At 68.5% G+C, this 13,063-nt stretch carries 14 protein-coding genes and 1 tRNA gene; 6 read left to right on the forward strand and 9 right to left on the reverse strand.

All coding sequences use genetic code 11. The features are described 5' to 3' along the window. Positions 1-245 precede the first annotated feature (245 nt). From pgi to pcnB, 6 genes are all read right to left on the reverse strand, one after another. Positions 246-1,763, reverse strand: a complete 1,518-nt coding sequence (pgi, locus tag ASD78_RS12210; RefSeq protein WP_056101705.1) for a glucose-6-phosphate isomerase — start codon at positions 1,761-1,763, stop codon at positions 246-248. A gap of 8 nt (positions 1,764-1,771) precedes the next feature. Then, positions 1,772-2,152: an aspartate 1-decarboxylase gene (panD, locus tag ASD78_RS12215; RefSeq protein WP_055899911.1), complete on the reverse strand. Its 381-nt coding sequence runs from the start codon at positions 2,150-2,152 to the stop codon at positions 1,772-1,774. A 110-nt stretch (positions 2,153-2,262) separates the two neighbouring features. Continuing rightward, positions 2,263-3,111: a pantoate--beta-alanine ligase gene (gene panC / locus ASD78_RS12220; protein ID WP_056101708.1), complete on the reverse strand. Its 849-nt coding sequence runs from the start codon at positions 3,109-3,111 to the stop codon at positions 2,263-2,265. Positions 3,112-3,253: 142 nt separating this feature from the next. Then, on the reverse strand, positions 3,254-4,087 hold the full coding sequence (gene panB, locus ASD78_RS12225) for a 3-methyl-2-oxobutanoate hydroxymethyltransferase (protein ID WP_056101711.1): 834 nt from the start codon (positions 4,085-4,087) through the stop codon (positions 3,254-3,256). A 63-nt stretch (positions 4,088-4,150) separates the two neighbouring features. Further along, complete coding sequence (gene folK, locus ASD78_RS12230; RefSeq protein ID WP_056101714.1) at positions 4,151-4,651, reverse strand: 2-amino-4-hydroxy-6-hydroxymethyldihydropteridine diphosphokinase; 501 nt, start codon at positions 4,649-4,651, stop codon at positions 4,151-4,153. Next, positions 4,648-6,018: a polynucleotide adenylyltransferase PcnB gene (pcnB, locus tag ASD78_RS12235; RefSeq protein WP_056101717.1), complete on the reverse strand. Its 1,371-nt coding sequence runs from the start codon at positions 6,016-6,018 to the stop codon at positions 4,648-4,650. Before pcnB ends, folK begins: the two co-directional genes overlap by 4 nt. Before the next feature lie 156 nt (positions 6,019-6,174). On the opposite strand from pcnB, the gene ASD78_RS12240 reads away from it, so the two are divergent. Both ASD78_RS12240 and fdxA read left to right on the forward strand, forming a co-directional pair. Next, positions 6,175-6,250, forward strand: a tRNA-Glu gene (locus ASD78_RS12240). Positions 6,251-6,430: 180 nt separating this feature from the next. After that, positions 6,431-6,754 (forward strand): ferredoxin FdxA, encoded by a 324-nt coding sequence (gene fdxA / locus ASD78_RS12245; RefSeq protein WP_055899923.1) that lies wholly within the window; start codon positions 6,431-6,433, stop codon positions 6,752-6,754. 96 nt (positions 6,755-6,850) lie between these two features. On the opposite strand, the gene ASD78_RS12250 is transcribed toward fdxA, so the two are convergent. After that, a complete protein-coding gene (locus ASD78_RS12250; RefSeq protein ID WP_056101720.1) occupies positions 6,851-7,369 on the reverse strand; it encodes a hypothetical protein in 519 nt (172 codons plus the stop codon). A 20-nt stretch (positions 7,370-7,389) separates the two neighbouring features. Then, positions 7,390-8,295, reverse strand: a complete 906-nt coding sequence (gene dapA, locus ASD78_RS12255; protein ID WP_056101723.1) for a 4-hydroxy-tetrahydrodipicolinate synthase — start codon at positions 8,293-8,295, stop codon at positions 7,390-7,392. Positions 8,296-8,401: 106 nt separating this feature from the next. Between dapA and ASD78_RS12260 the strand changes: the two genes are divergently transcribed. From ASD78_RS12260 to ASD78_RS12270, 3 genes are all read left to right on the forward strand, one after another. Beyond that, on the forward strand, positions 8,402-9,040 hold the full coding sequence (locus ASD78_RS12260; RefSeq protein WP_156087727.1) for a glycine cleavage system protein R: 639 nt from the start codon (positions 8,402-8,404) through the stop codon (positions 9,038-9,040). 16 nt (positions 9,041-9,056) lie between these two features. Then, a complete protein-coding gene (locus ASD78_RS12265; protein WP_055899934.1) occupies positions 9,057-9,539 on the forward strand; it encodes a peroxiredoxin in 483 nt (160 codons plus the stop codon). Positions 9,540-9,675: 136 nt separating this feature from the next. Then, a complete protein-coding gene (locus ASD78_RS12270; RefSeq protein WP_055899937.1) occupies positions 9,676-11,073 on the forward strand; it encodes a PhoH family protein in 1,398 nt (465 codons plus the stop codon). An 80-nt stretch (positions 11,074-11,153) separates the two neighbouring features. Here the strand turns inward: ASD78_RS12270 and ASD78_RS12275 are convergent, their stop codons facing one another. After that, positions 11,154-12,197, reverse strand: a complete 1,044-nt coding sequence (locus ASD78_RS12275; RefSeq protein ID WP_156087728.1) for a hypothetical protein — start codon at positions 12,195-12,197, stop codon at positions 11,154-11,156. 305 nt (positions 12,198-12,502) lie between these two features. On the opposite strand from ASD78_RS12275, the gene ASD78_RS12280 reads away from it, so the two are divergent. Next, positions 12,503-12,868 (forward strand): helix-turn-helix transcriptional regulator, encoded by a 366-nt coding sequence (locus tag ASD78_RS12280; RefSeq protein WP_082559518.1) that lies wholly within the window; start codon positions 12,503-12,505, stop codon positions 12,866-12,868. Positions 12,869-13,063: the final 195 nt, after the last annotated feature.

The following is a 13,063-nucleotide window of genomic DNA, read 5'->3' on the forward strand; positions in this document are numbered from 1 at the left end:
TCGATCGCGGGACGCTGCGGTGCGCCTTTGGCTTACCGCACCCCGCGGGTAGGGATGCCCGCCTTCCGAAATGACGAGCTGTGGAGCGTAGGGTGCGGTGATAACCGCACCGTTGCGATGCCGCGACCGGGGGATGGATCGCGGGACGCTGCGATGCGCCGTTGGCTTACCGCACCCTACGCCAACCTGCGCGCCATGCTTTGGCGACCGGACGATCATCTGTGGGCCGCGCTATGGCGGCCGCCTCAACCGCGCAGCTGCAGAATCAACTCGCGCGTAACCGGATCCTCGGCCTCGGCCTCACCGGACAGCGCCGGCAGCAGACGGCTGGCGACCTGCTTGCCGAGCTCGACGCCGAACTGGTCGAAGGCGTTGATGTCCCAGAACACCGACTGCAGGTAGACGCTGTGCTCGTACAGCGCCAGCAGCGCGCCCAGCGAACGCGGGCTAAGCGCGTCGAGCAGGATGGTGGTGCTCGGCCGGCCGCCGGCATAGGCGCGGTGCGGGTCGTCGCTGGCCTGGCCGTTGGCGAAGGCCTCGGTCTGCGCCAGCAGGTTGGCCTGCAGCGCACGATGATTTTCGGGATACGGCGCATCGGCGCGGATCACGCCGATGAAATCGCCCGGCACGATCGAGCTGCCCTGGTGCAGGGCCTGGAAGAAGCTGTGCTGGGTGTCGGTGCCGACGCCGCCCCACCACACCGGCACGGTGTCGCCGACGATGGCGCTGCCGTCCAGCCGCGTCGACTTGCCCAGGCTCTCCATCACCAGCTGCTGCAGGTAGTTCGAAAGCAGCTTGAGGCGGTCGTCGTAGGCCAGCACGGCCTGGGTCGCGTAACCCAGACCGTTGCGGTTCCAGACCGAGGTCAGCGCGTGCCAGGCCGCCAGGTTGCGCGGCGGCGGCGTGTCGAGCACGTGCGCGTCCATTTCGGCGGCGCCGTCGAGGAAGGCCTCGAACGCGTCCATGCCGATCGCCAGCGCGATCGGCAGGCCGACCGCCGACCACAGCGAATAACGCCCGCCGACCCAGTCCCACATCGGCAGGATGCGTTCGGGCGGAATCGCGAACGCGGCCGCGGGACGCTCGACGTTGGCGCTGATCGCGTACAGGCGATTGCCGGCGTGCGCGCCCAGCCAGTCGCGGACCACGCCGCCGTTGAGCAGGGTTTCCTGGGTGCCGAAGGTCTTGGAGATCAGCAGCGCGGCGGTGCGCGCCGGATCGAGGCCGGCCAGGGTGCGCTGGGCGGCGTGGCCGTCGACGTTGGACAGGAAGTGGACCCGGAAACGGCCCGGGACGGCGCCGCTGAGCGCGTCGGCGGCCAGGCGCGGCCCCAGATCGGAGCCGCCGATGCCGACGCTGACGATGTCGGTGACGTCGCTGGCGGACAGTTCGTCGACGATCGCGCGCATGCGCTTGCGCGCCTGCAGCGCCTGGGCGTGGGCGTCGCGCGCGACCTGCGCCTGGGAGAAATCGCCGCGCAGCGCGGTGTGCAGCGCCGGCCTGCCTTCGGTGATATTGACGGTCTGGCCGTCGAACAGCGCGCGCAGGCGCGGGCCGAAGCCGGCGCCTTCGGCCGCCGCGAACAGCGCGGCCAGGGCCTCGCGGTCGTAGTGCTGGCGCGCGAAGCTGGCGTAGACCGGGCCGACCCGCAGCGCGAAATCCTGCGCGCGGGCCGGGTCGGCGGCGATCAGCTGCGGCAGCCCGGTGCGGGCGACGCGCCCCGCCTGGGCGCTCAGTGGGCTCAGTCGGGATTCGTCGCTCATGCGTTCTCTCAGGCCGCCTGGGCCGGCATGGAAGTGTTGGTGTGGGTCAGCTGGTTGTGGCGGTCGACATAGACCAGGGTCGGCTTGTACTTCGCCGCCTCGGCCTCGTCGCAGACGCCATAGGCGCAGATGATGACCAGATCGCCCGGCTGGGCCCGGTGCGCGGCCGCGCCGTTGACCGAGATCACGCCGCTGCCCTCTTCGCCGCGGATGGCGTAGGTGACGAAGCGCTGGCCGTTGTTGACGTTGTAGATGTGGACCTGTTCGTACTCGCGGATGCCGGAAATATCGAGCAGGCGGCCGTCGATCGCGCAGGACCCTTCGTAGTGGAGCTCGGCGTGGGTGACCGTGGCGCGGTGGATCTTGGCCTTGAGCAGGTTGAGTTGCATGTTCTTAACTCCGTCCGCGGACGTGCGGGCGCGAAAAACCGAAGTCTAGCAGCGCATGGCGCGCTGCAACATCGGCGGGACCGACCGGCCCTGGAACGGTGTATCCGCGTTCAGGCGGCGAATTCGAGGTTGTCGATCAGGCGGGTGCGGCCGAGCCGGGCCGCGATCAGGGCGACCCGTGGCGCGTCGGCCGCGCCGGTCTCCGGCAGGCCCAGGTCCTGGCGCCGGATCGCTGCATAGTCGACGACGAAGCCGGCGGTTTCCAGGCGCAGCGCGGCTTCGGCCTCGACCGCCTCGCGCGGGGTGCCGGCCTGCAGCGCCTGCCGCATCCATTGCAGGCAGCGGTGGATCTCGGCCGCGCGCGGGCGCTCCTCGGCGGCCAGGTATTGGTTGCGCGAGCTCATCGCCAGGCCGTCGGCCTCGCGCAGGGTGTCGCCGGCGACGATCTCGATCGGAAACGCCAGGTCGCGCACCAGATAGCGGATCACCGCCAGCTGCTGGTAGTCCTTGCGCCCGAACACCGCCACGTCCGGTCGCACCTGGTTGAACAGGCGCGCGACCACGGTGGCGACGCCGTCGAAATGGCCGGGGCGGTGCGCGCCCTCCAGGCCATCGGTGACGTGCGGCACCTGCACCTGGACGGTGGCCTGCGGGCCGTAGGGGTACATGGTTTCGACCGACGGCAGCCACATCAGGTCGGCGCCGGCCGCGGCCAGGCCGGCGGCGTCGGCCTCCGGCGTGCGCGGGTAACGGCCGTAGTCCTCGTTGGGGCCGAACTGGGTCGGATTGACGAACACGCTGACCACGACCCGGTCGGCGCGTTCGCGCGCCAGTTTCACCAGCGAATGGTGGCCGGCGTGCAGATTGCCCATGGTCGGCACGAAGGCCACGCGCAGGCCCTCGCGACGCCAGGCGTCGATGGTGGAACGCAGTACGGCCAGATCGTCGACGGTCAGCATGTCTTGCTCGTGGATAAGGTGGAGGCGGCGACATCCGGTGGCGCCGCCACCGCAGGCTGCGGATTACACGCCGATACGGCGGCGATCACAACGGCCGCGCGCGCAACGCTGGGTTCGACCGGCTGGCTTCAACCGGCTGGCTTCAACCGGCGTAGGAATGCGCCTCGTCCGGGAAGCGGCGCTCGCGTACGGCGTCGGCGTAGGCCCGGAACGCGCCCTCGATCGAACCGCCTTCGGAGAGGAAATCCTTGACGAACTTGGGCCTGCGGTGGCCGGAATTCACGCCCAGCAGATCGTGCAGCACCAGCACCTGGCCGTCGCATTGCAGGCCCGCGCCGATGCCGATGGTCGGGATCGCGAGATCGGCGGTGATCGCGGCGGCGACCGGGTTGGGCACGCATTCCAGCACCAGCAGCGTGGCGCCGGCGTCCTGGACCGCGCGCGCATCCTCGCGCAGGCGCGCCGCGGCGGCTTCGTCGCGGCCCTGGACCTTGTAGCCGCCCAGGCGCAACACCGACTGCGGGGTCAGGCCCAGATGCGCGCAGACCGGAATCTCGCGCTCGACCAGGAAACGGATCACCTCGAGCTTGTGGCCCGCGCCTTCGAGCTTGACCATCGCCGCGCCGGCCTGCAGCAGCGCGGTCGAAGCCTCCAGCGCGCGCTCGGGCGTGGCGTCGGACTGGAACGGCAGGTCGGCGATCAGCAAGGCCTTGGACAGGCCGCGCGCGACGCAGGCGGTGTGGTAGGCGATGTCGGCCACGCGCACCGGCAAGGTGCTGTTGTGGCCCTGCACCACCATGCCCAGGGAATCGCCGATCAGCACCAGGTCGATGCCGACCGCGTCCATGCTGCGCGCGAAGCCGGCGTCGTAGCAGGTCAGCATGACCAGCGGGCGGCCGTCGCGCTTGGCCTCGGCGAGCATGGGCACGGTCCAGGCGGTCTTGCGCGGGGTGTCGGTGGGGGCCGAGGTGTACATGGTCGGTGGGTCTCGCCCGGCCGATCGCCGGACGCTCGCGGGGGTAGCCCTATAACTTAACGCCTAAGCCAGCGTTTGTATGTCGCCCGGTTCGAGTCCGGCCAAGGCCTCGCGCGCCGGCCCGATGCCGGGAATGTACGCGTCGGGCGCGATTTCGAGCAGCGGCAGCAGCGCGAACGCGCGCTCATGCAGGTGCGGATGCGGCACGCGCAGACCGGGTTCGTCGAGACAGCGCTGCCCGTACAGCAGCAGATCCAGGTCCAGCGTGCGCGGGCCCCAACGGTCGCTGCCGTCGTCGCGGCGGTCGCGACCGGCCTCGCGCTCGATCGCCAGCATCGCCGCCAGCAGGGCCTGCGGCGACAGTCCGGTCTCCAGCATCGCCGCGGCGTTGACGAAATCCGGCTGCGCGGTCACGCCCCAGGCCGGCGTGCGGTACAGCGAGGACGCGCGCAGCAGGCGCGTGTCCGGCAACTCGGCCAGGGCCGCGAACGCGCCGCGCAGGATCGCGGCGCTATCGCCCAGGTTGCTGCCCAGGCCGACGAACGCGACCTCGGCCGGGTTCATTCGCCGTCGTGGCCGACCGCACCGGCCTCGGCTCCGCCGCCGTTACGGCGACGGCGGCGGCGCTTGCGCGGCGCGGCGCCAGGCTCTGCGTCGGACGGCGGCTGCGCGTCCAGCTGCGCGGCCAGTTCGTCGCCGGGTTTGCCCTGGGCTTCGCTCCAGAACGCGACATCGGCCGCGTGCTCGTCGGACGCGGCCAGGCGCAGGTTGAGGAAGTCGTAGGCGGCGCGGAAACGCGGATGCGACAGCAGCCGGAACACGCGCTTGCGCTGGCGCTGCGAGAAACGCGTCTGCAGCAGCCAGATCTCCTGCATCGGCAGGGAGAAACGCCGCGGCAGCGCGATCGTTTCCAACTGGTGCACGGTGACCCGGTCGGCGGCGCGGCGCTGGGCTTCGACCGCATGCATGCCCTGCGCCTGCAGCGCCATCAGCGCGCGGCAATAGGCTGGCCACAGCAGCATCGCGAACAGGAACGCCGGCGACACCGGCTCGTCGTTGGCGACGCGGGTATCGGTGCCCTGCAGGCCTTCCAGCAGCATGCGCCGCAGCGCGCCGCTGCGATTGGACTTGAGCGCGGCCGCGGTCTCCGGCAGCAGCGCCGGCAACAGGCCGTAACGCTCCAGGCCGAGGAAGCTCTGCACCGCGTGCCCGGACAGGAACAGCTTCAGGCATTCCTCGAACAAACGCGCCGGCGCGGCTTCGCTGAGCAGCGAAGCCAGGGCCGGGATCGGCGCCGCGGTCGCGGCCTCGATCTCGAAGCCGAGTTTGGCCGCCAGGCGCACCGCGCGCAGCATCCGCACCGGGTCTTCGCGGTAACGCGTTTCCGGATCGCCGATCAGGCGCATCAGGCGGTTCTGCACATCCTCGAAGCCGCCGACGTAGTCGCGCACCGAGAAATCCTCGACCGCGTAGTACAGCGCGTTGGCGGTGAAGTCGCGGCGGACCGCGTCGTCCTCGATGCTGCCGTAGACGTTGTCGCGGACCAGGCGGCCGCCGTTGTCGGTCTCGCGATCGCCGCTGCCGTCGTCGATGTTGGCGCGGAAGGTCGCGACCTCGATGATCTCGCGGCCGTAGACCACGTGCGCCAGACGGAAGCGGCGGCCGATCAGGCGGCAGTTGCGGAACAGGCCCTTGACCTGCTCCGGGGTGGCGTCGGTGGCGACGTCGAAGTCCTTGGGGTGGCCGCCGACCAGGATGTCGCGCACGGCGCCGCCGACCAGGTAGCCGCCGAAGCCGGCGTCGCGAAGTCGGTACAGCACCCGCAGCGCGTTGGGGCTGATCTCCTTGCGCGAGACGTTGTGCTGTTCGCGCGGGATCACCCGCAGCATGGGATGGACGTGGTCATGACCGTTGGGATTTTCGGGCTGCATCGAGCGGTCGTCGCCGCGGTTGGGATCGTTGCTGCGGGGCAGCCGATCGCTGTGGGGAGGTGAACGGCGGCCGGTCGGAACCGGTTGCCGAGCGCTATTCAGCCCCATATACTAGCAGGCCGCATACGATTGAGAGTCGGATGCGGGTTTACCTCAGCTCCCTTCGTCTAGAGGCCTAGGACGTGGCCCTCTCAAGGCTAAAACACGAGTTCGAATCTCGTAGGGAGCGCCAAATCTTGAAAGCCCGCGCAGCGATGCGCGGGCTTTTTCTTTAGTACGGGCGGCTTTACGGGCGCTGCAGGCGCGGCGATGAGAGTCGCTCGCAACAACGCCGGGCGGCCGCGAAACGCTAGGTTTGCGCCCTCGCCTGTCGCTAAACTAGCCACGCCGACCATCCACGGAAGACCGTTCCATGCCCTTCGTCGTCACCGAGAACTGCATCAAGTGCAAGTACACCGACTGCGTCGAGGTGTGCCCGGTCGACTGTTTTCACGAAGGCCCGAATTTCCTGGTGATCGATCCGGACGAGTGCATCGACTGCACCTTGTGCGAGCCGGAATGCCCGATCAATGCGATCTATCCCGAGGACGACGTGCCGGCCGGACAGGAGGCGTTCGTGGCGCTCAACGCCGAACTCGCCAAGGCCTGGCCGGTGATCACCACGCGCAAGGACGGCCTGGCCGACGCCAAGGACTGGGAAGGCAAGCCGGACAAGCTCGACCTGCTCGAACGCTGAGCCCAGGCGCGCTGCGCCCCGGCAGTCACCGACGCCGAAACCGCATACGAAAACGGGCGCCCAGGGCGCCCGTTTTCTTTGCGGCATGGCAGCGGATTACTTGCTGCCGATCGCTTCCTTCAGCGCCGCGATCAGCTTGACCGGCTGCTCGCCGGTGGCCGGCAGGCCGCGCGGGTCGACCGCGGACACGTAGGCGCCGGCTTCGACCGCGCTCACCCGGACCAGAAAGTTGGCGCCTTCGTAGTTGACGTCGTAGGCGCCCAGCAGCTGGGCGCGGCTGGCGATGGTCAGGCCGTCGACCTTGGCCAGGGCGGTACCGACCTTGGCGTAGGCGTCGTCGCGGCTGCCGGCGGTGGTGAAGCCGATCGGCGAGGCGGCGGTCGGGGCCGCGACCGGCGCACGTTCGGACGCGCTCACCGAACCGTTCGGCACCGCCATGGCACCGTCGGTGCGCGGACGGTCGAGGTCCGGCGGCACTTCCAGCGGACGCTGCTCGGGCGTTTCGGAGTACAGCGGATTGGTGCCCTTGCGGAACCAGCTGCAGCCGGCGGTGGCGACCAGGCCGATCAGCAGCGCGCCGACAGCGACGCGGGACAGGGAAACGTTGGAACGCATGGGCAAATCTCCTGCGGGGTTCAGGCCGCGAGCGTAGCGCGGCAGTCGTGTTCGAGTTCGCTTGCCAGCGCATGGACGCTGGCGGCGGCATCGTGGTGGGCAGCCGACAGGGTCGTCAGCGGCAGGCGCAGGCCGTGGCCGATGCCCTGGCGGGCGAGTATGGCCTTGACCGGGATCGGGTTGGACTCGATGCCCATGAAAGCGTAGACCGGCGCCAGGCGCGCGTCCCAGGCCAGGGCCTCGTCGCGGCGGCCGGCGCGGGCCAGGTCGGCGAGACGGCGGAACGCCGCCGGCAGCACGTTGGAGGCGACCGAGACGATGCCGTCGGCACCGGCCAGCATGGCCCGGCAGGCGGTCGGATCGTCGCCGCTGAGCACGGCGAAGCCGGAATCCTGGAACGCGAGCAGCGCACTCATGCGCTCGGGCTCGCTCACCGCTTCCTTGATGCCGACGATGCGCGGATGACCGGCGAGCTGGGCCACGGTCTCGGGCAGCAGGTCGCAGCCGGTGCGGCCAGGCACGTTGTACAGCACCACCGGCAAGGCGCCGTCGTCGGCGATCGCGCGGTAGTGGGCGACCAGACCGGCCTGGGTCGGGCGCACGTAGGGCGGCGCGACCACCAGCGCGGCGTCGGCGCCGAGCGCAGCGACGCGGCGGGTCAGCTCGATGGTTTTGGCGGTGTTGGACAGGCCGGTGCCGGCGAGCACCGGAATCCGGCCGCCGACCTGCTCCACGGCGGTGCGCAGCAGGGTGTCGTATTCGGGATCGTGCAGGGCCGCCGCCTCGCCGGTGGAGCCGGCGACCACGATGGCCTGGGTGCCGCCGTCGAGCTGCGCGGCCAGCAGGGCGCGCCAGGCGTCGAGGTCGAGTTCGCCGGCCGCGTCGAACGGCGTGGCCAGCGCGGTGATGCTGCCGGAAAGTCGCAAGGGAGGCCTTCGCGCAAAGCGCTGTGTGAGCGGCGGCACGATACGCCGCCAATAACGCATGTTACCGCCTAGCGATGTTACTTGCGGGCCGAAAGCGCGGGCAAGTATGCTGGCTTCAAGCCGCAGCCCGTGCGCGGGCCGCCGTTCAGTATCCGAGCCACCCGCTCCCCTTGCAGGCGCCGCCTTGACCGATTCCGCTGCCCGGCCGTCGCCGAACGAAAACCACCTCCTGATCAACGCCTATACGACGCATCCGGAGTCGCCGCTGCTGTCGGTGACGCGGCGGATCGCCGATTCCGGCTGCAACCTGGTCGACGCGCGCCTGTCCACGGTGGGCCGCGACGTGTCCGTGACCGCGCTCGCGGTCGGCTCCTGGGACGCGGTCGCCAAGCTCGAAGCCATGCTCACGCGCCTGGAGCGCGAGGAAGGCCTGAAGCTGGTCTGGTACCGCACCGGCCCGAAACAGGTGCAATCCAACCTGTTGCCCTACATCGTCGAAGTGGTCGCCGCCGACAAGCCGGGGATCCTGTTCCAGCTCGCCGACTTCTTCGACCGCCAGGGCATCACCATCGAGAGCCTGCACTGCTCGCGCTATCGCGCCATGCAGACCGGCGCCGACATGTTCTCCGCGCAGGTGACCATCGGCGTACCGTCGAGCATGCACATCGCCGCATTGCGCGACGATTTCCTGGAGTTCTGCGATCACTTGAATCTCGATGCCATCATGGACCCGATGAAGTTCTGAGGATCAGACAGCACGCATGCTCGACACCGGCGACCGCCTCGACAAGACCGTTTCCTCCCTGCCCCTGGCGCTGTCCAGCGGCGAGACCGCGAAACTGAAGGACTACGCCGGCCAATGGCTGGTGCTGTACTTCTACCCCAAGGACAGCACCCCGGGCTGCACCACCGAGGGCCTGGACTTCAACGCCCTGCTGGCCAAGTTCAAGAAGCTCGGCGCCAGCGTGCTCGGCGTGTCGCGCGATTCGGTCAAGTCGCACCAGAACTTCTGCGCCAAGCAGGGCTTCAAGTTCGACCTGATCAGCGACAAGGACGAAGCCCTATGCCAGGCCTTCGGCGTGATCAAGGAAAAGAGCCTGTACGGCCGCAAGTACATCGGCATCGAACGCAGCACCTTCCTGATCGACCCCAAGGGCGTCATCGCCCAGTCATGGCGCCCGGTGAAAGTGCCCGGCCATGCACAGGCCGTGCTCGACGCGCTGAAGGCTGCACAAACCCAGTGACCGTCGCCCCGTCACCCGTTCTCCGCCGTCCCGCCCCGCGGGCCACGGCGGCGCCGCCCTGCCCGCACGGCGGCGTCCCCGAGTTCCACCCGTCGTATCCGCACAGCGCCGTACCCACCTGCCACGAGGCATCGGAATGACCCGAAGCAAGCGCATCTACGTCCTCGACACCAACGTGCTGATGCACGACCCCACCGCGCTGTTCAAGTTCCAAGAGCACGACGTCTACCTGCCGATGCAGGTCATCGAAGAGCTCGACAACGGCAAGAAAGGCACCTCCGAAGCCAGCCGCAACGCGCGCCAGGTCAGCCGTTTCCTCAACGAACTGATCGAAGCCGAGGGCACCGACAAGATCGCCGTCGGCCTCACCCTGAAGCGCCCGCAGGGCCTGCAACTGCGCGGCGAGCAGAGCATCGGCAAGCTGCGTTTCCAGACCGAGGCCTTCGACAGCGGCAAGCGCTTCGGCGCTGTGATCCCGGACAACCACATCCTCGGCGCGATCCTCGCCCTCAAGGAGAGCGAGCCCGGCGCGCCGGTGGTGTTCGTGTCCAAGGACATCAACCTGCGGATCAAGGCGGCGATCGCCGGGATCGCGTCGGAAGACTACGAGAACGACCGCGCGCTCGACGATTTCAGCCTGCTCTACACCGGCGCGACCGCATTGCCGGAAGATTTCTGGCAGCGCCACGGCAAGGACCTCAAGTCCTGGACCGAGAAGGGCCGCACCTACTACGAGATCGCCCGCACCAAGGACGACGACTGGTATCCGAACCAGTTCCTGTTCCTGCCCGGCGACGAAGAATCCGAACTCAAGGTCAGCAAGGTCGGCGACGACCGCGTGACCCTGCAGATCGTCGACGACTACCGCCACAACCAGCATGCGGTGTGGGGCATCATCGCGCGCAACCGCGAACAGAACTTCGCGCTCAACGCGCTGATGGACCCGGAGATCGACTTCGTCACCCTGCTCGGCACCGCCGGCACCGGCAAGACGCTGTTGGCGTTGGCGGCGGGCCTGGCCCAGACCATGGACCAGCAGCGTTACCGCGAGATCATCATGACCCGCGCCACGGTCAGCGTCGGCGAGGACATCGGCTTCCTGCCCGGCACCGAGGAGGAAAAGATGACCCCGTGGATGGGCGCGCTCACCGACAACCTGGAAGTGCTGACCCACAATCAGGACGGCGGCGCCTGGGGCCGCGCGGCGACCAACGACCTGCTGGCCTCGCGGATCAAGATCCGTTCGATGAACTTCATGCGCGGCCGTACCTTCCTCAGCCGCTGGCTGATCCTGGACGAGGCGCAGAACCTGACGCCCAAGCAGATGAAGACCCTGATCACGCGTGCCGGCCCCGGCACCAAGATCGTCTGCCTGGGCAATGTCGAACAGATCGACACGCCCTACCTGACCGAGACCACGTCCGGCCTCACCTATGCCGTCGACCGCTTCAAGGGCTGGGCGCACAGCGCGCACGTGACCCTGCGCCGCGGCGAGCGTTCGCGCCTGGCCGACTATGCTTCGGAAGTGCTGTAAGCCCTGAAACAAGCCCAAAAAAGGAAGCCGGCCTCGCGGCCGGCTTCCGGGTACCCGCATCCTTGCGCTCGCTCGTTCCGTCAGCGTCCGGGCACGCGGCAGCAGGTCGCGTTGACCTGATAGCCGAGCACACTGAGCAATGAACCCACCAGGTCGCACTGCCAGCCCACCGGCTGGCCGCTGACCACCATCGGCTCGGAGTTGCTGACCCCGATGCCGAGCACGCCGCCGCAGCCGCCGCCGGTGGCCGCGTAACCGGTCGGGCATTGCACGTCCTTGGTCTGGATGCCGCTGAGCAAAGCCAGGCTTCCGCTCTCCTGGGCGATGGTGCAGTCGAGCGCGGTCGCTTCGGGTTCGATGAAGTAGCCGGTCACGTCGATCACGACCTCGGACTGAGCGTAGCTGTAGACGTTGAACTCGCTCGGGCAGGCCGGACGGCACAGACGGATATGCGACTCGTCCGAGAGGATCAAACCCGCGCTGTAGTTCAACGACGACGCCAGCGGCTTGGCCTCGTTGAACGGATACGCAGTGAAGTAGCCGTCGTTGGCCGGGTACACCGAGGTGATCTTGACCGTGAGGGCCGAGACGTTCTGCGGCAGGTTGCAGTTGGAGGTCTCGCCACCTTGCGAGGTGAAGTCGGTGGTGGTGTAGGACTTGAAGCTGCGCGTGCCGTTGGCCGCGATCGGCCCGCCGACCACGCGGGTGTCGACGATGCGGCAGGGGTTCAAGGGCGTGTAGACCAGGTCCTCGCCCGGCGCACCCAGGCTCGTCGGCTGCACGTCGGGCGCGCCCTTGGCCGTGACCATGCCCGATCCGCCGCCTGCGCCCAACAGCGCCGCGTTCATTTGTTCGAAGCTGGTCGCGCTGGCAGCGAGTTCGAGGTTGCTGATGTCGGCGGACTGCAGCGTGCCTTCCATACGCTCGCCCCAGCCGGCTCCCATCGCCCCGTAACTGCGTTCCACATAAGGCGACCATCGGTCGACGATATCCTGCGCCAGCTCTCCGCGCATCGCTTCAGGCGCCAGCCCGGTCGTGTTGGTGCCGAACAGCCCGACACCCACGGCCGCTGCCGGCAGTGCCACAGCCAGCAGTGCGATCAGTATTTTGCCTTTCCTACGCATATAACCCCCGTATCCGTAATTTTGAGAGGGCGCCAGGTTGCGTTTGACCAGCGGACATATTCACCAGAAACACCGAGTGCGGGCGCATGCATCGGCGGCGAGAATGCTCATCTACCGTCCGATAATGCTGCAACGTCCGATCCCGCTAACATGAATAGCCGGCGAGCCGGCGGTTTCCGGCATGAGCAACCTGCACAGGGCCGTGCCTGTGACGCGTTACCCAATCCGCACCAATCGCGTCGCGTACCGCTATCGCGTTACCGAAACACTGAGGCATGATCCCTGGGTACTAGGGGAGATCACTCATGGCGGCACTACCGGAGCGCATACGGCGCGCCCGTACTTTGTCCCGTATTTCCCAGCTGGCGCTGGCCAACATGGTGGGGGTGCAGCGCAGCGCGGTGGCGCAGTGGGAGCGCAAGGACGGCAGCCATCCCTCGATGCACCATTTGATCGCGATCGCCCTGGCCACCGGCGTCTGCCTCGAATGGCTGGGCACCGGGCGCGGCCCGGTCAAGCCGGGCGAGGACGCCTGGACCCCGGCGATGCGCACCGACGACTACGCCCAGGACGATATCGAGTCCGAATGCCTGGATTCGCTCCGAAAAATCCCCTTCCAGATCAGGAAACAGCTGGTCGGAATCATTTCCCTGGTATCGCGCAATTATTAGCCGCCCGGCATGGGCAAAAACCCCCATGGCCGGTGCGAATAAGAAATCGCGGTCCGCAGAATAATATCGGCGCGGCGAAACCGGGTCGCCGGGCGCCGCAAGGCCGATTCTGCGCGAAGCGCCCGCCGCGACCCGCCCCGGGCGATGCGATATCGTCTCCCGACCCGTACCGACGCCCGGCCGCCCCGCCCTCGC

The sequence above is a fragment of the Lysobacter sp. Root667 genome, from assembly GCF_001427715.1.
Lineage (GTDB): Bacteria > Pseudomonadota > Gammaproteobacteria > Xanthomonadales > Xanthomonadaceae > Lysobacter.